Below are 21019 nucleotides of genomic sequence, written 5' to 3' on the forward strand. Positions count from 1 at the left end.
GATGCCGACAGCCGACCGGCCCACCCGCCGGGAAACAACCACGGCGCACCGCGGCCGGTGGACGCTGGAGGACCGGGTCGAGGCGATTCTGCGGGCGGTGCCGGTCACCGTCCCGGCGGGAACGGCCGCGCTCACCGTACGGCTGGACTATCCCCCGGGGGCCGGCGTCCTTGATCTGGGCTGTGTCGGACCGGCCGGCTTCCGCGGCTGGTCCGGCGGTGCCCGGGACACCTTCACGATCTCGGCCGACTGGGCCACTCCCGGGTACCTGCCCGGTGAGCTGGAGCCCGGCGAGTGGCAGGTGCTGCTACGGCTGCACCGGATCCCGCCCGACGGCCTGCCGTACGAGGTGACCGCGACGGTCCACGGCAGCCCGCCGGTCCGACCGGAGCCGCCGGACGCGCCACCGGCACCGGACCGGCCGCCGCGGCCCGACCTGCCGGAGGTGGACGGCCGGCGCTGGCTCGCCGGGGACCTGCACGCGCACACCGTGCACAGCGACGGCGCGTACACCATCGACGAGCTGGCCGGGTTGGCCGCCGGTCGGGGTCTGGACTTCCTGGCCGTCACCGACCACAACACCGTGAGCCACCACCCGTACCTGCCGGCAGCCGGCGCCCGGTACGGCATGACGCTGCTGCCCGGCCAGGAGGTCACCACCGACCGGGGGCACGCGAACGTGTTCGGCCCGGTGGGCTGGGTGGACTTCCGGCAGCCAGCGGACACCTGGCTGGCCGCGGCGGAACGGGCCGGCGGACTCATGTCGGTGAACCATCCGCTCGCGGCCGACTGCGCCTGGCGGCAGCCATTGACCCGGCGACCCCGGCTCGTGGAGGTGTGGCACTCCGGCTGGTGGGACCGCACCTGGGGGGCACCGCTGTCGTGGGCGCAGGCATGGCGGCCGGACGTCGTTCCGATTGGCGGTAGCGACTTCCACCGACCCGACGCCGACGCGCCGCCCGGCTCCCCGACCACCTGGGTGCTGGCCGATGACGCCTCGACCGGTTCGGTGCTGGACGGGCTGGCCGCCGGGCGTACCGCGATCTCCGCCGCGCCGGACGCCGGCTCCGGCCGTCCGGGCGCCGCTCCGCTGCTGGTCCGTATCGGTGCCGAGGTGCTGGTGCTGGACGGCGACGGGACGCTGCTGGCCGGCCCGGACGGTCGCCACCGGGTGGTCCGCGGCGACCGGTGCCGGCTGCCGGCCGGCGACGGCCTCCACGTCCTGGAGTCACCCCGGATGGAGGTGCTCGCGCTGTGCGGTTGACCGGAGCGGGAGGCGGAAACGCGGAAGGCCAAACGGCCGAAGGCCAACGAACGGAAGGCGGACAGCGGATGCCGGAGGCCACCGAAATCATCGTCGTGCCGCACACCCACTGGGACCGGGAGTGGTACGAGCCGTTCCAGCGGTTCCGGCTGCGGTTGGTCGCGCTGCTCGACGAGGTCTTCGAACGGATGGAGGCCGATCCCCGGCAGCGGTTCACGCTCGACGGGCAACTCGCCGCCGTCGACGATTACCTGGAGGTGCGTCCGGAGCGGCGGGACCGGGTGGTCGAGCTGGTCCGGGCCGGGCGGCTGGCCATCGGGCCGTGGCAGATCCTGCTCGACGAGTTCCTCTGTTCCGGTGAGAACATCGTCCGCAACCTGGAACTGGGGATCAGCCGCAGCGCGAAGCTGGGCGGCACCATGCCGGTCGGCTACCTGCCGGACATGTTCGGCCACATCGCGCAGATGCCGCAGTTGCTGGCCGGTGCGGGGCTGGCGCACGCCTGCGTGTTCCGTGGCGTACCGGCGCGGATCCGGACCCACGCGTTCGGCTGGCGTTCGCCGGACGGCACGGTGGTCCGCACCGAGTACCTGCCCGGCGGCTACGGCAACGCGGCGGCGCTGCTGGAGGATCCGGACCTGGTCCCCCGCCGGGCCGCCGACCTGGCCGACCGGCTCGGCGCCTGGCGGCTACCGGACGAGGACGGGCCGATCCTCGCCATGTACGGTGCCGACCACGCCGCACCCACACCGGACGCACCCGAGCTGCTGGCCAGCGTCGATGGGCTGCGGCTGCGCCTCGGCACCCTCACCGAGTACTTCGCGCGGCAGCCGACCACGGTGGACGGTCTGCCGGTGGTCGACGGGGAACTGCGCTCGCACGCCCGGGCGAACATCCTGCCCGGTGTCATCTCCGTCCGGCCCCACCTCAAGCGGGCGATGGGGCGCGCCGAACGCCGGGTGGAACGGTACGCCGAGCCGCTGGCCGCGCTCTGGGGCGACCGGTCCACGCACCGTTTCCTGGACATGGCCTGGCAACGGTTGATCGACTCGAGCTGCCACGACTCGGTGACCGGGTGCGGATGCGACGAGACCGCCGAGCAGGTGGCGACCCGGCTCGCCGAGGCCGACCAGCTCGGCCGGGCCGTCTGCGACCTGGTCGGCGCCCGGCTGGCCGGTGGTGTGCCGCGCGACGGCCACCTGGTGTTCAACCCGACCCCGGCGCCCCGGACGGCGCTGGTCCACCTCGATGTCGAGGCGCCGGCCGACCAGACGGCGGCCGAGCTGACGCCCGCCGGGACCGACCCGGCACCGGCCAACGAACAACTCGCGCTGGCCGCCGACGAACTCGCCCTGGCCACCGCCGACGGCCGAACGGTCGCCGCGCAGGTGCTCGACCGGGCCACCACCCTGATCGCCGAGGACGTGGTCGAGCCGGCCCGGCTGTCCACCGTGCTGGCCCGCATCCACGGCCGGGAACTCTACGGCCAGGAGATCGTCTCCTGGTCGTTGGCGGACGCCACGCTGACCTTCCGCGTCGCCCGGCACGGTGATCCGACGTTCGACGTGGCGGACGTCCGTGCGGCCGTCGCCGCCACGGCCCGACCGACGACCTGGCGGGTACGCGTCGAAGCGGCGCCCCGGCTGACCGTCGCCGCACTGCTCGACGTGCCGGCACTCGGGTTGGCCGCGGTACGTCCGGTGGCCGGACCGGCCGAGGCGCCGACCCCGGTCGCGACCCCGGTCCGGGTGGACGGCCGCCGGAGCCTCGACAACGGGCTGATCCGGGTGGCGGTGGCCGACGACGGGACGCTGCGGCTGTCCACGCCCGACGGTGTGGTGACCGAGGGCGTGGGCCGGCTGGTCGACGGCGGCGACGTTGGCGACAGCTACAACTACGCGCCGCCGGCGACGGACGGCCTGGTCGACGCGCCGGAGACAGTGCGCGTTCGGGTGCGGCACGCCGGGCCGCTGCTGGCCGTCGTCGACGTGGACCGCGAGTACCGCTGGCCGGTGGCGGCGCGGTGGTCGGCGGCAACCGGGGCCGACACCGGCCGGGCCGACGATCGGGAGGCGATCCGCGTCGCGACCCGGGTGGAGTTGCGGGCCGGGGAGCCGTTCGTCCGGCTGTCCCTCGACCTCGACAACCGCTGTGACGACCACCGGCTCCGGCTGCACCTGCCGCTGCCGTCGGCTACCACCTCGTCGGTCGCCGAAGGCCAGTTCGCCGTGGTGGAGCGGGGTTTGACTGCGGAGGGCGGTGGCGGGGAGGTGCCGCTGCCGACATTCCCGGCAGCCGGCTTCGTGGCCGCCGGAGGTCCGGCCGGTTCGCTCGCCGTCCTGCTCACCCAGCCCACCGAGTACGAGGTGGTCGACGAGGGGCGGGAACTGGCGGTGACCGTGCTCCGCTCGATCGGGCTGCTGTCCCGGAACAGACACGCGTTGCGCGACGAGCCGGCCGGTCCGCAGTTGCCGACTCCGCTGGCGCAGTGCCGGGGGCGGCACACTGTGGATCTGGCCGTGCTGCCGTTCCGGGGCGCCTGGCACTCCGCCGGTGTGTCGGCCGCGGCCGAGGCGTACCGCCATGATCTGCTGACCTTCCCCGGCAGCGGCCCGGCCGCCGGCGACGCGCCGCTGCCGGCGGACGTCACGGGGTTGGCGGTCGAGGGTCCGGGGGTGGTGTTGACAAGTGTGCGGGACCGGGACGGCCGGTTGGAGGTTCGGGTGGTGGCCCAGACCCCGGTGGAGGCGACCGCGCTGGTGCGGGCCGGACGTCCCGTGCGGGCGGCCAACCGGGCCGACCTGCTGGGCCGCCCCGGCGAGCCGTTACCTGTCGCCGCGGACGGAACGGTCCGCCTGACGCTGCGCCCCTGGGAAATCGCCACTATCCAGTTCCTCTGACCCCTCTCCCCTCGCGATCTAGGGCAGATGGTCGTGTTTGGAGATCAGCTCACGACCATCTGCCTTAGATCAGCGGGGGTGGTGGGTCAGTTCAGGGCGCCCGCCATGGCCGGCCAGCTGTCCTGGAAGACCGTGGTGCCGACCCGGTCCGTGCCGGCGAGACGACCGGCGAAGAGCTGGTCGACGCGAGCGGCCTCGGACGAGCTCGGGTACGGGTTGGTGCACGAGGTGCCGGCGCTGCCGCCGGACATCAGGATGGCGCAGCTGCCGTTGTAGTTGTCCGGCAGGCCGAGGATGTGACCGATCTCGTGCGTCATGATGCGCAGCGGGCTGTACTGCTGGGCCTGGTAATAGTCGATCACCACGTAGCCGTTGCCCAGGCTGTACCGGACCGCGTACGAGCCGCCGCCGTAGGTGTAGTAGATCCGCAGGTTGGAGCCGCACTGGGACAGGGTCACGTTGTTCGTGGCGTTGTTCCAGATGGAGGCGGCCTGGTTGGCGTAGCTGGCGAACGGGCCAGCCTGGCTCGTGTTGTAACAGACCGTCGCGGCGAGTTGGGACGGTGCGGCGGCGGCGGGTGCCGCGGCCACGGCGGTGGCGCCGAAGCCAACCGTCACCATGGCCATCAGGGTCACCAGGCCGCGGAGGATCCTTCGTGGGGACATGCTGCACGCTCCAGGGGGTAGGCTGAGCGATGACAAAATAATCTTAATAATTTAAATACATCTATCAATGTGTCTCGGCCATCTGCCACTTGGCGCCTACCCGACGAACGACGTAAAAGATAGACACATATGGATCTTACAGCACGGTTCCACGCGGGACCGAGACTGTCACGAATCGGCCGCGCGTCGCCCCCATCCGGGCCGCTCGTCACGGATCCGGCCGCCCGTCGCGCATCCGATCATCCCCGTCCGGCCGGCCATCCCCGTCCGGCCGGCCGTCCGCATCGACCGCTCCGACTCGTCCGTCGCGGGTCCGTGTCGCGACGGACGGCACTTCCACGCCTGCGGTAGCATCCCGATCTGACCCGCTTTGAAGGCATTCGAAGATTCATATCCCTCACCTCAACATGCCTTCTGACCGGCGTATTCAGTGCCGAATACTCCCCAGCTCGGCTCCGCGTCGGCCCCTCACGACGCGAACGGCCGCGCGTCCCCTTTCGACAGAGATGCAGGCGAACCACGTGGAAACGACTCTTCCCGCGCCGCTGCGACAGGCGCTCACCGTGACCACCGCGGGCGCGACCGGGGTGGCCCGGATGGTGATCGACGGACTACTGGAACTCGCGGACGACCGGGCCGCCATGGCCGCCGCGATCGACCACCTCACAGCCCGGCTGACCGGGTACGCACCCCTGTGGCACATCGCCAAGGCGGTCCGCGCGACGGACCCCGCGGTCGCGCTGCGCCGGATCCGGACCGACCTCGACGACGCGGTGGCACGCAGCGTCGCGACAGCGACCGACTGGGTACGGGACCGGCCCGGCCCGGTCGAGGTGGCCCCGAGCAGTTCGATCGTCAGCCAGGTGCTGGCCCGCCTCGGCGACCGGTTTCCGACCGGCCGGCCCCCGGGGCCAGGCATCGGCCTGGCCGGCGCCGATGCCATCGGGCCGAAGGAACTGCTCAACATCGTCGGGACCCGCGAACTGACCGAACGGGTCCCAGTGCTGATCGTCACCACGTCGCTCAAACTCGTACCGGAGGAGACGTTCGCACGGCTCGGCGCGCCCGTCTTCGAACGGATCCCGCTGGACGCGGTGGCCGGAATCGTTCTCGACGGTGAGCTGGTCGACCCCCGGGAGGCCGGCCGGCGCGCCGCCGCGCTGCCGGCCTGATTGACGCCCCCCGAAGGTCCCCGAGACGCCGCAGCCCCCGAGACGCCGCGATCCCGCGTGCCGGCGCGGGTCGCGAGCGATGGCGGTGGGCGGATTCCACATCCGCCCACCGCCTTGTACGCTGCGGCGATGCGGCCCGGATCAGCGCGGCGCGGTGCGGCACCGCCTGGCGCCGCCGGTCACAACCGGGAGGTGCTCGACCGGCACCTGCCGACCGATCCGGGCGCCACCGGGCACCGGCTACGGTTCGGGGCCGGCGCCGAGGGCATCGAACGGATGGCGGCGTCGCTCGGTGGCGCCGGGTTCGCCCCGCACCGGCACGACACGTACGCGATCGGGATGACGCTGCACGGCGTTCAGACGTTCCGCTACCGCGGCCAGCGCCGCGCCTGCCGGCCCGGCGAGTGGCACGTGCTCCATCCCGACGAGGTGCACGACGGCGTGGCCGGCACCGACGCGGGCTTCGGCTACCGCATCCTCTACCTCGACCCGTACCTCATCCAGCAGGCCCTCGGCGGTGCGCCGCTGCCGTTCGTCCCCGATCCGGTGATCCGGCCAGACCGGATGGACCCGCGCCTGGCCGACTGGCTGCGCGACATCGACGAGCCGCTGGACGACGTCCATCGAGTCGAAATCGCGCTGGCGGTGGCGGACGCGCTGCGCCGACACGCCGCCGCGCCGCCGGTCCGCCGCCCGCCGTTGGCGATGCCGGCACTGAGCCGGGTACGCGACCTCATCGCCACCGACCCGACCGTCCGACACCCGGTCGAGGCGTTCGAGGCGGTGGCGGGCCTGGACCGGTGGACCCTCGCCCGGCAGTTCCGTGCCGCCTTCGGCACCAGCCCGACCCGGTTCCGCACCATGCGGCAGCTCGACCGGGCCCGGGTGTTGCTGCGCGCCGGACGGTCGCCGGCCACGGTGGCCGCGGTGGTGGGCTTCGCCGACCAGAGCCATCTCACCCGGATGTTCAAGCGGGCCTACGGCCTCCCGCCGGCCACCTGGGTGGCCGCCGCCGGTCCCCCCAAGCCGGGCGCTCAGCTGTGCCGGGCCAGCTCGACGGCCAGCAGCGCGGCCACCGCGAAGGCGCCCGCGGCCATCCGGTAGGACCCCAACCCGGCCGCGACAAGCTGACCCAGCAGCGGGCTCACCGCCATGGCACCGGCGATCGGCAGGTGGAACCGGCCGAATACGGAGCCGTACGACTCACGCCCCCACCGGTCGGCTACGGCCGTGGCGACCGCGAGTGTGTGCGCACCGCGCACCGCACCGGCCAGCACGGCGCTGACCACCAACAGCCCGCCCGCCGCCGGGGCGAGGGCGACGGCGGCCAACGTGGACACCGTGAGCACTGCCTGGACGACTATGCGCCGGCGTGGTGTCCCCCGGCGGCCCAGCGGCGCGAACGCCAACCGGCCGAGGATCTGTCCAGCACCGACAAGGCCGAACACCGTCGCGGCGTCCCGGTAGCCGAAACCCACCTCGGTCAGCAGCGGCATCATGTTCAGGGTGACCGCGTACAGTCCGGCGGCGCCGATCGCCAGGGCGAGCTGGGCGGTGACGAAGGGCCGGCTGCGGGTGACGGCACGGAGGAACTCCGCGCGTGCCGTGCCCCGGCGGCACGGGGGGTCCCAGCGGGGGGCGAGCAGCGTCGCCGCGACGGGTGCCGCGGCGCAGCCGTAGCCGATGGCCAGCATCGCGAAGGCCGGCCGCCAGCCGTACCCGTCGACCAGCCGGGCGGTCACCGGGGCGAACGCGGTGGACGAGATGCCGCCGGCAAGGGTGATGGCGGTCAGCGCCCAGGCACCACGTTCCGGAAACCACCGCGCCGCCGCGGCGAACGCCGCCGGGTACAGCGTCGCCGCCTGGCCCAGCCCGACCACCAGCCAGGCCGCCACGAACACCGGAGCGGACGGCGCCGCGGCGGACAGGCCGAGACCGGCCGCCCCGAGCATCGATCCGGCGGTGATGACGGGCCGCGGCCCGTACCCGTCGAGCAACCGCCCGACCAGCGGACCGGCGACCGCCGCGCAGACCAGCGACAGCGTGTACGCCCCGGGAACGACCACCGGGGCCCAGCCCCGCTGCCCGGTGATCCGGTCGGCGGCGACCGGAAGCGTGTAGTAGAGCACGCCCCAGCTCAGGAACTGCCCGAGGCACAACGCGACAAGTGCGCCTCGGTCCAGCGGCGCCGGTTGGCGGGGCGCGGGTCGACGCGACGTTATCGCCATCGTCGGTCGCCCGGCGGACGGGATCCGGTCACCGGGACCGGGCCGCTCACCGGAACCGGCTCTCGCACCGGGACCGGGCCTCGATCGCGGTGACGACGGCGGCCATGTCCAACCCGCCGTGCCCGAGCGCCAGCGTCTCGGCGAACAGCGCGTGGCAGACGTCCAGCAGCGGCGAGGCGATCCTGGCGTCCCGGGCCGCCTCGGCGATCAGCCGGTTGTTCTTCAGCACGTCCGCGATGGCCGCCTGCACGGCGAAGTCGCGGTCGACCAGCTTCGCCGCCTTGGTCCGGGACACGGCGCTGGCCATCGGCCCGGCGTCGAGCACGGCGAGCAACCGGAGCGGGTCGAGGCCGTGCCGGTCGGCGAAGTGGACCGCCTCGGCGAGGCCGGTCACCATGGTGATCAGGAACAGGTTGACCGCGAACTTCATGAGCAGCGCGCCCGGGACCGGTCCACAGTCGACGATCTGGGCGCACATCGGCCCGAGCGCCGTCCGGGCCACCGGTAGCGCGTCCTCCTCGCCGGCCAGCATCGCCACCAACGTGCCAGCCTCGGCCGGGCCCCGGGATCCCGAGACGGGCGCCTCCACGTACCGGCCGCCGGCCGCGCCCACGTCGGCCGCCAGATCCCGCGAGTGCGCCGGCGCCGTCGTGCCCATGTGCACGACGGTGTGCCCGGCGACCCGCGCCGCGAAGCGAGGCGTTCCCCGGGCCAGCACCGCGTCGAGCGCCGCCTCGTCGGCCAGCATGAGCAGCACCGTCTCCGCCCGGTCGAACACGCCCGCCGGGTCGTCCGCGACCACCGCGCCAGCGGCGGCCAGCCGGGCGGGTGCGGCCGGGGACCGGTTCCACACGTGCAGCCGTACGCCGGACCGGACCAGACTGTGCGCCATCGGCTCGCCCATCACACCGAGCCCGAGGAAACCGATCTCCATCAGGACGTTGTAGCCGGCGACGGGTCCGGTCGTCTTGAACGGTTGTGCGGAGGGGTGAGCACACTGTCTACAGCGTCCTAGGAACCTGGCCAGGGAGATCGGACCGGCCACTGGGTTTTACCGACCAGCCGGCCCGGTTTCTCTCCGCCCGCTCGGCGGGTCACGGTCGGTAGCCGACGGCCGACCGCGGTGGCCACGGCGCCGTACCCGATTCCGACGGCGAGCGAGGCGGCGACGGCGAGCACCGCGCTGTGCCCCACCAGCAGCGGATAGACCTGCCAGTGGGTGAGGTAGACGTAGAGCGAGGCCCCGGCCAGTATCCCCGCCACCCGGTTGAGGCTGGCCAGGCTCGGCAGGCTGGGCACCCAGACCAGCAACACCAGCCCGGCGACGATTACCGACTCCCGTCGGACGTCGTCGAACATGCCCGGCACGGTGCCCAGGATGGCGACGGTGACCAACAGCCGGCGCCACCGCGTGCCGGCCCGGGCCGCCGCCCAGCCGATGGCGAACAGCCAGCCGAACCGTACGGTCGCGGGCAGGTCGTGGCCGGTCCGCAGATCGAACAGGTCGAAGCGGACCGCCAGGGCGAGGCCCAGCACCGCCATCGGCACGCCAAACGGCCACCGGCGCTCGGCGCGGTCGACCGCCGGTACGGCCAGCAGCACCGCCGCGACGACGAGGATGTGGACGATCGCCTCGACGAACCAGAAGTGCCACCTCGACCCGTCGTCCGGCGCGCCGAACACTCCACCCAGCAGGACCAGGTTCGCCGGGCCGTACTCCCGCAGCACCAGCAGCGCGACCGCGATCCAGGCGACGCTCGGGACCGCGATGCGCAGGACGCTGGTCCGCACGTGCCGGAGCCGGTCGCGCCGGTCCGCCGTGGTGAGTTGGAACCGGGCGAAGTTGAAGCCGGCCACGCCGAGCAGCACATGCGCCCCGCCGGAGATGTTGAAGAGAGCGGCGTGCGTGCCGACGATCAGGACGATGGCGATGGCGCGCAACGCGACGCTGGTCTCCACGACCCGGCGCCGACCGATTCGGGTGCGGGGCGTCGTGGTCGGGTCGCCGTCCGGTGCGGGTGCGGGGCACAATTCCCGGATCGGCCGCGTGTGCCAACTGGGCGGCAGCCCGCCAAGCTCCTGTTCCAGGCGCAGCGACATCTCGACGTAGGAGAGCGAGTCACCGCCCAGGCTGACGAAGCTGCTCTCCGGTGTCACGTCGTCGGTGTCGAGCACCTCCGCGTACAACCGGCAAAGCCGGTCGAGGGCGTCGCCCGACCGCGCCGGTTCCGCCCGGCCTCCGGCGCCCGGTCCGGCGGATGTCGAGCCCGGTCCGACGGAGGCCGGGCCGGCGGGATCCGGTGCCGGCCGGACCAGGTCCCGGACGGCGCGGTGATCGGGCTTGCCGTTGGGCAGCCGGGGCAGCTCGGCGACGGTCGCGACCGCGACGGCCCGGGCGGGCAGGGCGCACTCGGTGACGATCGTCCGCCGGACGGTGGCCGGATCGGCCGGGGCGGTCACGGCGACCAGCAGTTCGCCGTCGCCGCCCACGCAACAGGCGGCCACGCCGTGCCGCCCGAGCACCGTCTCGACCTGTTGGGGATCCACCCGCAGACCAGCGATCTTGGCGAACTGGCTGCGCCGGCCGACGATCTCGTAGAGGCTGTCGGCGGACCGCCGGGCCAGGTCGCCGGTGCGCAGCTCGTGCACGGTCCGGCCGAGAGCCAGGTCGGCCGGCCGTTCGGCGTAGCCGAGCATCACGTTCGGCCCGGTGTAGACAAGCTCGCCGGTGTCGGCCGGGACCTCGGGCACCGGACGGAGCGCGAACGAGCCGCCCGGAATCGGGACGCCGATCGCCTCCGGGCGGACCGACGCGAGGTCCGGCGGCAGGTACGCCATCCGGGCGGTCGCCTCGGTCTGGCCGTACATCACGTACAGGTCCCATCCGGCGCGGCGGCCGAGGGCGGCATAACGGGCGACGCGGTCCGGGGCCAGCCGGCCGCCGGCCTGCGTGACGTACCGCAGGTGCGGCAGCCGCAGGTCGGCGAAGCCGACCCGGTCGAGCAGGTCGAACGTGTACGGCACGCCGGCGAACGTGGTGCCCCGGGCGGCCCGGAACAGGTCCCAGAAGCAGGTGTCGGCGACCGACAGGCCGGTCATGATCAGGCCGGCGCCGCGCAGCAGGTGGCTGTGGATCACGGACAGCCCGTAGCAGTAGTGCATGGGGAGCGTGGTCGCGGCCCGGTCGTCCGGCCGGATGCCCAGATAGTCGGCGATCGCCTCGGCGTTGGCGGTCAGGTTGGCGGCGGAGAGCCGGACCAGCTTGGGTGAGCCGGTCGAACCGGACGTGCTCAGCAGCAGCGCCAGGTCCGGGTGCAGGTCGTGGGCGGTGCCCGGACGCCGCTCGTCGATCAACCAGCTTCCGGTGGCTGGCCGGAGTATCACGTCCGGGTCGTACGCGGCGGCCAGCGCCGCGGCGGAGCCACCGCCGTCCGGGACGAGCAGCACGGCGTGGCCGCCGGCGAGTGCCCCGAGGTAGGCGACGAGCGCCTGCACGGTGTTGCCGCCGACGACCTGGACCAACCGGCGTTCCGGGCCGAGCCGCCGGGCGGTCGCCGCCACCCGGTCGGCCAGTTCCCGGTAGCTGACCGTGCCCTCGCCGGTGATCAGCGCCGGGCGGGTCCCGTGCGCGGCGAGGCCGCGGACGAACGGCACCACCGGCGCGGTGACAGGAGCGACGCGGGGTCGCGTGATGCCGGGTCGGGGGCCGTCGGCTCGCGCGAGATCCGGCCGGACCACCACGTCCGGACGGAGGTCGGGCGGGATGAGCACCGGCCAAGGTTAAGGCAGGCTAGCCTAAGTTGCGAACATGGGGTGAGGTTCGTCGTACCCGACCCAGCCGGATTGGACAGGCGACCCTAAATAAGGTAAGCCTTGCCTCGTGAATCTGCGGCACCTACGCCTCCCACTCGCCCTGACCCTCGCCGGCGCGCTCGGCCTCACCGCCGGCTGCGGCAGCGGCGACGACGCCGACAGCGGCAAGCCGGACGACAAGGTCATCACGGTGTACAGCGGGCGTGGGGAGAACCTCGTCAAGCCGGTGCTGGACGCGTTCCAGGAGAAGTCCGGAATCACGGTCAACGTCCGCTACGGCAGCACCGCGCAGATGGCCGCCCAGCTCACCGAGGAGGGTGGCAAGAGCCCGGCCGACGTGTTCTTCGCACAGGACGCCGGGGCGCTCGGCGCGGTCGCCAAGCGGGACCTGTTCGCCCCGCTTCCCGCCGAGGTGCTGGACGCGGTGCCGGCCCCCTACCGGTCCGCCGACGGCGTCTGGGTCGGCGTCACCGGACGGTCGCGGGTGCTGGCGTACAACGCCGACCAGGTGCCGCAGGCCGACCTGCCGGCGTCGGTGTTCGACATGACCCAGCCGCAGTGGCGCGGCAAGGTCGGGGTCGCCCCGACCAACGGCTCGTTCCAGGCGTTCGTCACCGCCCTGCGCGTCCAGCACGGTGACGACCGGGCCAAGGCGTTCCTCGACGGCCTGAAGGCCAACGACGCGCAGATCCGCGAGAACAACATCCAGATCGTCACCGAGGTCAACGAGGGCAAGCTCGCCACCGGCCTGGTCAACCACTACTACCTGTTCGAGCAGGCCAAGGAGAAGGGTGTGCCGGCCGACCAGATGAAGGTCAAGCTGCACTTCTTCCCCGGCGGCGACACCGGTGGCCTGGTGAACGTGGCCGGCGTGGGAGTCCTGAAGAAGGCGGCCACCGACCCGGACACCCGGGCGCTCGTCGACTACCTGCTCGGCACCGAGGCGCAGACCCACTTCGCCACCGAGACGTTCGAGTACCCGCTGGTCGCCGGTGTCTCGCCGGCACCGGGTCTGCCGGCGTTGGCCACCCTCGACGCGCCGAAGATCGACCTCAACGACCTGGACACCCTGGACGAGACGGTGGCCATGATCAAGGAAGCGGGGCTGGGCTGAGCGCGGTCCGTCCGGTCGCGGGGCCCACATCGTGGGTCCCGCGACGCGCCGTACCCCGGCCCACCGCTGTCGCCTCGGCGGCGGCCGTCGCGATCGCCCTGGTCCCGCTGGCCTACCTGGCGGTACGCACCGGCGAGGCGGGCTGGTCGCGCATCGCCGAGGAGTTGTTCACGGCGCGGGTCGCGCAGCTCGCCGGTCGCAGCCTCGCCCTGGCCGCGGTCGTCACCACCGGTTGCGTCGTGCTCGGCGTCGGCACCGCCTTCCTGGTCACCCGCACCGACCTGCCCGCCCGGCGACTGTTCGGCGTGCTCGCCGCGCTGCCGCTGGCAGTGCCGACCTACGTGGCCGGCTACACCTGGATCTCCACGGTCGACGGGTTCGCCGGGTTCTGGCCCGCCGCGCTGGTGCTCACCCTCTGCTCGTACCCCTATGTCTTCCTGCCCGTCGCGTCCGCGCTCACCGGCGCGGACCCGGCGCAGGAGGAGGTGTCCCGGTCCCTCGGACACGGCGCGTGGCGCACCTTCACCGCGGTGACGCTGCGCCAGGTCCGGCCCGCGATCGCCGCGGGCGGGCTGCTCGTCGCGCTGTACGTGCTCTCCGACTTCGGCGCGGTCTCCATCGTCCGGGTGGACACCTTCACCCGAGCCATCTTCACCGCGTTCAACCTCGGCTTCGACCGCACCGGCGCGCTTGTGCTGTCCACCGTACTGGTGCTGCTCACCGTGCTGCTCATCGGCGGCGAACTACTCACCCGGGCGCGGGGCGCCCGGTACGCCCGGACCGGAGGCGCCGGCCGGCCGGCCACCCGGTTCCGGCTGCGGGCGGTCCGCTGGCCGGCGGTGCTCGCGCTCGCCGGCGTGGCCGCGCTGGCACTCGGGGTGCCGGCCGCGAACCTGGTCCGCTGGCTGGCCGCCGGCGTGTCCCGGCCCGGATCGCTCGGCGAGATCGCGACGGCGGCCGGCAGTTCGTTGTCCGTCTCGCTGGCCGGTGCCGCGCTGACCATGGTGCTCGCCCTGCCGGTCGGGCTGCTCACCGCCCGGGCGCCGAGCCCGCTGGCCACCCTGCTGGACCGGCTCACCTACCTCGCGCACGCCCTGCCGGGCGTGGTCATCGGGCTGTCGCTTGTCTTCTTCGGCATCAACGTCGCCTATCCCCTCTACCAGAGCGTCTGGTTGCTGGCCCTGGCGTACGCGACGCTGTTCCTGCCACTCGCGGTCGGTGCGGTCGCCGGCGCCGCGGCGCAGTCACCGCCGTCGCTGGAGGAGGTCGGCCGGTCGCTCGGGCATGGCCCGGTCGCGGTCTTCCGCACCGTCACGCTGCCACTGACCCTCCCCGGAATCGGTGCCGGCGCGGCGCTCGTCTTCCTCACCTGCATGAAGGAACTGCCGGCCACGCTGTTGCTGAAGCCGACCGGAATGGACACCCTGGCCACCGAGTTGTGGACGCACACCTCGACCGCCTCGTACGCCGCCGCCGCGCCGTACGCCGCGCTCCTGGTCGGACTGGCCGCCATCCCCACCTGGGTGCTGGCCGTCCGCACCGGGCTGATCGATCGGGCAGGTACCTGATGTTGACCCTCAGTAACGTCCGAAAGTCATACGGCGTCGTCACCGCGCTCGACGGGGTCGACCTCGACGTGCCGGACGGCACGCTTGTCGCCGTGCTGGGGCCGTCCGGCTGCGGCAAGACCACCCTGCTGCGCTGCGTCGCCGGCTTCGAGGCCGTCCACGGCGGCACGATCAGTCTCGCGGGCAGGCCCGTCGCCGGGGACGGCGCACACGTGCCACCGCACCGCCGCCGGGTCGCCGTGGTGCCGCAGGAGGGGGCGCTCTTCCCGCACCTGTCGGTGGCCCGCAATGTCGGGTACGGCCTCGACCGGGCCGCCCGCCGGTCCGGCCGGGTCGAGGAGGTGCTCGCCCTGGTCGGGCTGCCGGGACATGGCGACCGGATGCCGCACCAGCTCTCCGGTGGGCAGCAACAGCGGGTCGCCGTGGCCCGGGCGTTGGCTCCCCGGCCGCCACTGGTGCTGCTCGACGAGCCGTTCAGCGCCCTCGACGCGGGGCTGCGCGCCGACCTGCGCCGGGACGTCCGGGAGGCGCTGCGAGCCGACGGCGCCACCGCCGTCCTGGTCACCCACGACCAGGGTGAGGCGCTGTCCATGGCCGACCGGGTCGCCGTGATGAACGCCGGCCGGATCGTCCAGTACGGGCCGCCCACCGCGATCTACCGGGAACCCGCCGACCCGTGGGTGGCCCGGTTCGTCGGCGATGCGGTGCTGCTCCCCGCCGACGTGCGGGACGGCGTGGCGGTGACCCCGCTCGGCCGCCTGCCGCTGCACGGCGCCACGCCCGCCGGCACCGTGTCCGTGCTGCTCCGCCCCGAACAGGTCCGGCTCACCACGGTTGTCGGCGCGGCCGGCATCGGCGGCGGTGCGGCCGGCGGACCGACGGCGGTCGTGGTCCGGCACGACTTCCACGGCCACGACGCGCTTGTCGCGTTGCGGCTGGTCGACGGCACCGAGGTGACGGCCCGGGTGCTGGACTCCACCCCGCCGTTGAGCGTGGGCGACCGGGTCACCGTGTCGGTCAGCGGTGCCGCCCGCGCCTACCCCACGGCCAGCAACCGGGTCTCGCTCACGGTTTGAGGCAACGGCCGCAGGCGGGTATCCCGCCGGACCGAACAGGTCAGGCGGTGGCCGCGGCCCTACCGAGCAGTGCGGTGATTCGGGGCAACGCCGTGCCGATGGGTTCTCGGATCACGTCGACCGCGAGCGTGTCGTACGGTGTCGGATCCCGATTGACGATGACAAGTCGCGCGCCGCATTCGACGGCCACCGCGCACAGCGACGCTGCCGGTTCGACCAGCAGCGAGCTGCCGACGGCCAGCATCAACTGGGACGCGCCAGCGATCTGCCGGGCCCTGCTCAGCGTGTCCCCGTCGAGCTTTTCGCCGAACATCACCACGGCGGGCTTGAGGATGCCGCCGCAGTCGACGCACGACGGGTCGATGTCGCCCGCGCGGACCCGGTCCAGGAGGCTCTCCGTGGAGATCCGCCGGCGACAACTCACACAGACCGTCTCGCGCATGCTGCCGTGCAACTCCAACACCTTGCGCGGGCTCACCCCGGCACGCTGGTGCAGCCCGTCGACGTTCTGTGTGAGGACACGCATCGCCACCCCCGAGCGTTCCAGGTCGGCGAGCGCCTCGTGGGCGACGTTCGGCCGGGCCGCCCAGGCGGCGTGGTCACGGTAGGTGCGCCACAGGCCAGCCCGGGTCGCCTGATCGGCAAGGAAGCTGTCGATGGAGAAACCCGCGGTCGCGGATGGATCGCGGGTCCAGACCCCGTTCGGACCGCGGTAATCCGGAACTCCCGAGTCGGTGGAAATGCCGGCGCCGCTGAACACGACGACGCGGGTGACGCCGACTGCCCAGTCCGGCATGGTCATGCTGTCCATGGCCGCCGATGCTAGGCCAGCACCGACCCTCGGGCGATCCGGTTTCGGCCCAGCCGGGCTTCGTCACGGGCCCGATCCGGATCGGCGGACGCTACGCCCGGCGCTCGCTTGGGCTGTGTCCGTAGCGGGCCCGGAACGTCCGGCTGAAATGCGCCGGGTCGCGGAATCCCCAGCGCCGGGCGATGTCCATCACCGTTCGGGCGTTGAGGGCGGGGTCCGAGAGGTCCCGGCGGCATCGGTCCAGCCGGCGGGACCACACGGTACGGATCACCGACCGCGGCTCGGTCTCGAACAGCCGATGCAGGTAGCGCTCGGAGATGTGCAGCCCGGCGGCGATGCTCGCCGGGCACAGCCCCGGATCGCCGAGATGCGCCTCGACGTACGCGTACGCCCGGCGCAGATGCGTGGTCCGGACGGAGTCGGCGGCCGTCCGGCCGGTGCGGCTGCCCAGCGTGGTGGCCACCAGGTCCATCGCCTGGGCGGCCAGCGTCTCGTGCAGCGCCGGATCCAGCGCCGGGGCCCGGCGAGCGAGGTTCGTCAGGAAGGACCACACCAGCCCGCCGAGCGGCTCGGTGTGTCGGATCGGCACCGCGGTCACCGACTCCAGCCCGCCGAGCCGGGGACGCAGCAGCGCGGTCGGCATCTGCACCACGAGGTGGTGGAAGGCCGACGGGCCGGTGAAGTCGACCGTGTAGGGCCGGCCCGCGTCGAACAGGGCCAGATCCCCCGGCCGCAGGTGCACCTGCCGGCCGTCCTGCGCGCCGAACGCCTCGCCGGCCAGGTGCACGGCGAGCAGGACCTCGTCCTGCCGCGCCTCGTCGATGTGCGGGAGGCGCCGGTGCACCGTCATCGGGTTGGCGTCGATTCTGGAGAACCGCACGGCGCCGACGGGGACGCTGGTGACCTGCCCGGCGAACGGACCGGTCGCGGTGTCGACGTCGAGCCGGACGAAGGTGCGGCAGATGACCTCCCGCCAGTACGCGACACGCTCCCGTGGCGGCACCTGGTCGGTCGACAGAACGGCGTCCATCACTTCCCTCGCACCCTGCGCCGGACTCTACCTGCTCGGTTTGACCGGCAGCGTACGGCGGTTGTCCGGCCGCGCACACAGTCCTCCGGACGGTTCATCGGGACCGATCGGTGGGCCTACCGTCCGAGGGCGGGCCGGTGGTCCGGCCGCGGCCGAGGAGGTTGAACATGCGTGTGTTGGCAGGCGGGATGAGCGCGTACGCCCGTCGCTTCGGGGGGCGTACGGCGTTGACAACGGGGGCCGGCTCCCAGACCTTCGCCGAGTTGGTCACCGCCGGCCACCGGTTCGGCGACGGGCTGCGGTCGATGGGGATCCGGCCCGGCGACCGGGTGGCGGTGCTGTCGCACAACCGGGCCGAGGTGGTCCAGTGCTGGCTGGGGCTGGAGGCGCACGGATTCGTCCGGGTGGTGCTGCACAGTCATTTCGACATGGGTCTGCACGCCGACCTGATCGACCGCACCGAGGCGCGTGTGGTGGTGTTCGACACCCGGTTCGGCGCGCAACTGTCGGCGTACAAGGCCCTCCTGGGGTCGGTCCGGGTGTTCGTCGCGATCGGTGACGACCCGCCCGACTGGGCAGTGCCGTTCGCCTCGGTCCAGGCGGCCGGCTCCCCGGACGACCCCGGAATCGATCTCGACGAGGACGATCCCGTATGTGTCCAGCCCACCACCGGGACCACCGGTACGCCGAAGCCGTGGACCTTCACCCACCGGTCATGGCGCGGTTGGGTGCAGCAGAACCTGTACCACCTGGACACCTTCGCACCCGACCTGCCCTCGGTCGGCCCGCAGGATGTCAACCTGCACGTGCACGCGCTGCAGTGGGCCAGCGGCGCCCAGACCCTCTACCCGTACCTGCTGCGCGGGGCCCGGACCGTCCTGCTCGACGACGAGGTGTTCGATCCCGGCGTGGTGGTGGACACCATCATCGGCGAGGGGGTGACCGGTGTCCTGCTACCGGCGCCGATGCTGACCCCGGTGCTGGACCTGGTCGAGGCACGGGGTGGCATCCCGCACCAGCTCCGCCGGTTGGTCATCTTCTTCGCCACCCCGGAGTTGCTGCGCCGCACCACCGAACTGCTCGGACCGGTGTGGTGCCACGGGTTCGGCTCCACGGAGCAGGGGGCGGTAACCACCCGGCTGCTGGCCCACGAGGCCATGAACGGGCACCCCGGACTGCTGTCCAGCGTGGGCCGACCGGCCAGCCCGTTCCTCGAGGTCGCGATCATGGACGAGCGCGGCGAGCCGGTCGCCCCCGGCGAGGTCGGTGAGATCGTTGTTCGTAGCGCGATGTCGGACAGCGGCTACTGGGGCTCCCCCGATCGCACCGCCGACGCGTTCTTCGCCGACGGCTGGTTCCGCCCGCTCGACCTGGGCTACCTGGACGACGACGGCTTCCTGTACTACGTCGACCGGGCGAAGGACCGCATCGTCACCGCCGCCGGCGTCGTCTACCCGCACCTGGTCGAGGAGGCGGTGCTGCGCCACCCGGCGGTGGCGGGGTGCGGGGTGGTGGGGTTGGACACGGCACACGGGCGGGAGGTGGTGGCGGCCGTACGGCTCAAGGCCGGTTCGGTGAACACGACGGAACTGGTCGAGGAGATCGCCACGGCGGCGCGACCGGGCCTCCGGCCGCACGAGCGGCCACACCGCATCGTGGTGATGACGGACCTGCCCACCGTGCTCGGCGGTGCCAAGGTCCGCCGGGACCTGCTGCGGGAACGGCTCGAATCGGTGTCGACGTGACCGGGACGGCTCGTCAACGGGTGGGTCGGTCGGGTGGCGCGGGCCCGGTCGTCGCCGGTGCCGGCCACCGGGCCGCTCTGCTGGCCGCCGGGGATCGGCCGGTGCTGATCGATCCGGACGGCCGGCGGCGCTCCGGCCTGGACCTCGCCGAGCGGGTGGACCGGCTGACCGGAGCGTTGTCAGTCAGCGGGTTGGCGGGCCGCCGGATCGGACTGTGGTACCGCAACAGCGTGGCCGCCGTCGAGGCGTTCCTGGCCGTCGAGTGGCTCGGCGGCACTCGCGTACCCGTCGATCCCGGCGCCCCGGCGGCGGAGGCCCGGGCCGTCTTCGAGGCCGCCGACGTGGACCTCGTCCTCGCGGACGCCGAGCACGCCACGCTGCTGCCGGGCGCCGTGACACACGACGACGAGCAGCCGCTCGGCGGCGTGGCGTACTGGCCGGCCGTGCCGGTCGACCCACGGCGCGCGCTGCTGCTCTACCCCCGGCAGGTGCTCGACGGCCAGTTGCTCGCGGTGCCGATCTCGTACGCCAACTGGGCCGAGACGATGCGTGTGAACCTGGCGCTCTACCGCGGCGGCCGATACGGACCGCCGGTTGACCAGGACGACGTGTTCCTGACGGTGCAGCAGCTCATGCACGGGACCGGCATGCTCGGCACCTTTCCGTTCCTGCTGCTCGGCCTGCCCCAGGTCGTGCTGGGGCGGTTCGATCCGGCGGCGGCGCTCGACGCGATGGACCGGTTCGGCGTCACCAGCACCATGCTGGTTTCCGGAATGCTGCCGCCACTCACCAGCGCCGCCGGGAGCGGGAACGGGGCATCCGGACGCGGGACGTCGCTACGGCGGGTGCTCTACGGTGGGGCACCGCTGCCGGCAGCGACGGTGCGGGCCGCGCTTGACTCATTCGGCCCGGTGCTGGTTCAGGTGTACGGCCGGTTGGAGGGCGGCTGGCCGATCAGCGTGCTCGGCACCGACGCGCACGCTCGGATCCTGGCTGGGGACGACGCCCTGGTCACCAGCTGCGGACGCCCGGTCGACGAGGTACGGACCCGGGTCGACCCCGACACCGGAGAGTTGTCCGTGCGCACTCCGATGGCCGTCCACGAGTACACCGACCACGACGGCTGGTGCTCACTCGGCGATGTGGTCAGCCGCGACGACAATGGCTACCTGTTCCACCGCGGTCGACTGGACGGCATGATCAACAATGGATACCACGTGTACCCCGGTGAGGTTGAACAGGCGCTGCGCCAGTTGCCGGAGGTGGCCGACGCCCGGGTGGTCGGCGAGCCCGACCCGCGACGCGGGCAGCGGGTCGTCGCGTACGTGATGCCGCGCGCCGGCGGGGACGACGCTCTCGCGACGCGACTCCGTGCCCAGCTTCGGCAGCGACTCGCCGGTTACAAGGTCCCGGAACGGATCGACATCGTCACCACGTTCCCACCGCTCGGCTGAGCACACCCACTCGCGCACCAGCGCAGCGAACAGACGACGGGCCCCTCGGCAACGCGTAGCGCGTTGGCGAGAGGCCCTTGCCGTCGTGGGTCAGCTGTTCCACTGCTCGGCGACCAGGTCAGCGGCCTGGCTCTCCCACTGCGCGTACTTGTCCGGGTACGCCGACACCTGCACCGTCT

General features: G+C 73.0%; 15 protein-coding genes. 9 read left to right on the forward strand and 6 right to left on the reverse strand.

Going from position 1 to position 21019, the window contains the following annotated elements:
* Window position 1: 1 nt before the first annotated feature.
* Window positions 2-1264, forward strand: a complete 1263-nt coding sequence (locus ACFQUZ_RS16635) for a CehA/McbA family metallohydrolase (RefSeq protein ID WP_377443044.1) — start codon at window positions 2-4, stop codon at window positions 1262-1264.
* Between the two features lie 68 nt (window positions 1265-1332).
* Window positions 1333-4164 (forward strand): hypothetical protein, encoded by a 2832-nt coding sequence (locus ACFQUZ_RS16640; protein ID WP_377443046.1) that lies wholly within the window; start codon window positions 1333-1335, stop codon window positions 4162-4164.
* A gap of 86 nt (window positions 4165-4250) precedes the next feature.
* Here ACFQUZ_RS16640 and ACFQUZ_RS16645 read toward each other — a convergent pair whose 3' ends face one another.
* Window positions 4251-4829: a snapalysin family zinc-dependent metalloprotease gene (locus ACFQUZ_RS16645; protein WP_377443048.1), complete on the reverse strand. Its 579-nt coding sequence runs from the start codon at window positions 4827-4829 to the stop codon at window positions 4251-4253.
* A gap of 521 nt (window positions 4830-5350) precedes the next feature.
* On the opposite strand from ACFQUZ_RS16645, the gene ACFQUZ_RS16650 reads away from it, so the two are divergent.
* Complete coding sequence (locus ACFQUZ_RS16650; RefSeq protein ID WP_377443050.1) at window positions 5351-6001, forward strand: hypothetical protein; 651 nt, start codon at window positions 5351-5353, stop codon at window positions 5999-6001.
* A gap of 129 nt (window positions 6002-6130) precedes the next feature.
* Window positions 6131-7105: an AraC family transcriptional regulator gene (locus ACFQUZ_RS16655; RefSeq protein WP_377443052.1), complete on the forward strand. Its 975-nt coding sequence runs from the start codon at window positions 6131-6133 to the stop codon at window positions 7103-7105.
* Here ACFQUZ_RS16655 and ACFQUZ_RS16660 read toward each other — a convergent pair.
* From ACFQUZ_RS16660 to ACFQUZ_RS16670, 3 genes are all read right to left on the reverse strand, one after another.
* The gene (locus ACFQUZ_RS16660) at window positions 7036-8229 is read right to left on the reverse strand and encodes an MFS transporter (RefSeq protein ID WP_377443054.1); all 1194 of its coding nucleotides are present in this window, start codon (window positions 8227-8229) and stop codon (window positions 7036-7038) included. The genes ACFQUZ_RS16655 and ACFQUZ_RS16660 overlap by 70 nt on opposite strands.
* Window positions 8230-8275: 46 nt before the next feature.
* Window positions 8276-9163 (reverse strand): NAD(P)-dependent oxidoreductase, encoded by an 888-nt coding sequence (locus ACFQUZ_RS16665; protein ID WP_377443056.1) that lies wholly within the window; start codon window positions 9161-9163, stop codon window positions 8276-8278.
* Window positions 9164-9240: 77 nt separating this feature from the next.
* Window positions 9241-11922, reverse strand: a complete 2682-nt coding sequence (locus ACFQUZ_RS16670) for an AMP-binding protein (protein ID WP_377443078.1) — start codon at window positions 11920-11922, stop codon at window positions 9241-9243.
* Between the two features lie 187 nt (window positions 11923-12109).
* Between ACFQUZ_RS16670 and ACFQUZ_RS16675 the strand changes: the two genes are divergently transcribed.
* The 3 genes from ACFQUZ_RS16675 (at window position 12110) to ACFQUZ_RS16685 (ending at window position 15800) form a co-directional block, all read left to right on the forward strand.
* A complete protein-coding gene (locus ACFQUZ_RS16675) occupies window positions 12110-13156 on the forward strand; it encodes an iron ABC transporter substrate-binding protein (RefSeq protein ID WP_377443058.1) in 1047 nt (348 codons plus the stop codon).
* Window positions 13157-13248: 92 nt separating this feature from the next.
* The gene (locus tag ACFQUZ_RS16680; protein ID WP_377443080.1) at window positions 13249-14724 is read left to right on the forward strand and encodes an ABC transporter permease; all 1476 of its coding nucleotides are present in this window, start codon (window positions 13249-13251) and stop codon (window positions 14722-14724) included.
* Window positions 14724-15800 carry an ABC transporter ATP-binding protein gene (locus ACFQUZ_RS16685; protein ID WP_377443060.1) on the forward strand — a complete coding sequence of 359 codons (1077 nt, stop codon included), beginning with the start codon at window positions 14724-14726 and terminating at the stop codon, window positions 15798-15800. The genes ACFQUZ_RS16680 and ACFQUZ_RS16685 overlap by 1 nt, the downstream gene beginning before the upstream one ends.
* Window positions 15801-15840: 40 nt before the next feature.
* On the opposite strand, the gene ACFQUZ_RS16690 is transcribed toward ACFQUZ_RS16685, so the two are convergent.
* Entirely contained in the window at window positions 15841-16611 is a 771-nt protein-coding gene (locus ACFQUZ_RS16690; protein WP_377443062.1) for an NAD-dependent deacetylase, read from the reverse strand.
* A gap of 91 nt (window positions 16612-16702) precedes the next feature.
* Window positions 16703-17641: a helix-turn-helix domain-containing protein gene (locus ACFQUZ_RS16695; protein WP_377443064.1), complete on the reverse strand. Its 939-nt coding sequence runs from the start codon at window positions 17639-17641 to the stop codon at window positions 16703-16705.
* 167 nt (window positions 17642-17808) lie between these two features.
* On the opposite strand from ACFQUZ_RS16695, the gene ACFQUZ_RS16700 reads away from it, so the two are divergent.
* Window positions 17809-19386 carry a class I adenylate-forming enzyme family protein gene (locus ACFQUZ_RS16700; protein WP_377443066.1) on the forward strand — a complete coding sequence of 526 codons (1578 nt, stop codon included), beginning with the start codon at window positions 17809-17811 and terminating at the stop codon, window positions 19384-19386.
* Window positions 19383-20840 (forward strand): class I adenylate-forming enzyme family protein, encoded by a 1458-nt coding sequence (locus tag ACFQUZ_RS16705; protein ID WP_377443068.1) that lies wholly within the window; start codon window positions 19383-19385, stop codon window positions 20838-20840. Before ACFQUZ_RS16700 ends, ACFQUZ_RS16705 begins: the two co-directional genes overlap by 4 nt.
* Window positions 20841-21019 lie beyond the last annotated feature (179 nt).

Source organism: Plantactinospora sp. GCM10030261, from assembly GCF_042666615.1.
Lineage (GTDB): Bacteria > Actinomycetota > Actinomycetes > Mycobacteriales > Micromonosporaceae > KBS50.

What these genes read in the sequence shown, in the direction of transcription:
- ACFQUZ_RS16700 (WP_377443066.1), top strand. Translation starts at nt 17,809, where the DNA reads ATGCGTGTGTTGGCAGGCGGGATGAGCGCGTACGCCCGTCGCTTCGGG.
- ACFQUZ_RS16695 (WP_377443064.1), bottom strand. Translation starts at nt 17,641, where the DNA reads ATGGACGCCGTTCTGTCGACCGACCAGGTGCCGCCACGGGAGCGTGTC.
- ACFQUZ_RS16635 (WP_377443044.1), top strand. Translation starts at nt 2, where the DNA reads ATGCCGACAGCCGACCGGCCCACCCGCCGGGAAACAACCACGGCGCAC.
- ACFQUZ_RS16690 (WP_377443062.1), bottom strand. Translation starts at nt 16,611, where the DNA reads ATGGACAGCATGACCATGCCGGACTGGGCAGTCGGCGTCACCCGCGTC.
- ACFQUZ_RS16685 (WP_377443060.1), top strand. Translation starts at nt 14,724, where the DNA reads ATGTTGACCCTCAGTAACGTCCGAAAGTCATACGGCGTCGTCACCGCG.
- ACFQUZ_RS16645 (WP_377443048.1), bottom strand. Translation starts at nt 4,829, where the DNA reads ATGTCCCCACGAAGGATCCTCCGCGGCCTGGTGACCCTGATGGCCATG.
- ACFQUZ_RS16660 (WP_377443054.1), bottom strand. Translation starts at nt 8,229, where the DNA reads ATGGCGATAACGTCGCGTCGACCCGCGCCCCGCCAACCGGCGCCGCTG.
- ACFQUZ_RS16665 (WP_377443056.1), bottom strand. Translation starts at nt 9,163, where the DNA reads ATGGAGATCGGTTTCCTCGGGCTCGGTGTGATGGGCGAGCCGATGGCG.
- ACFQUZ_RS16640 (WP_377443046.1), top strand. Translation starts at nt 1,333, where the DNA reads ATGCCGGAGGCCACCGAAATCATCGTCGTGCCGCACACCCACTGGGAC.
- ACFQUZ_RS16655 (WP_377443052.1), top strand. Translation starts at nt 6,131, where the DNA reads ATGCGGCCCGGATCAGCGCGGCGCGGTGCGGCACCGCCTGGCGCCGCC.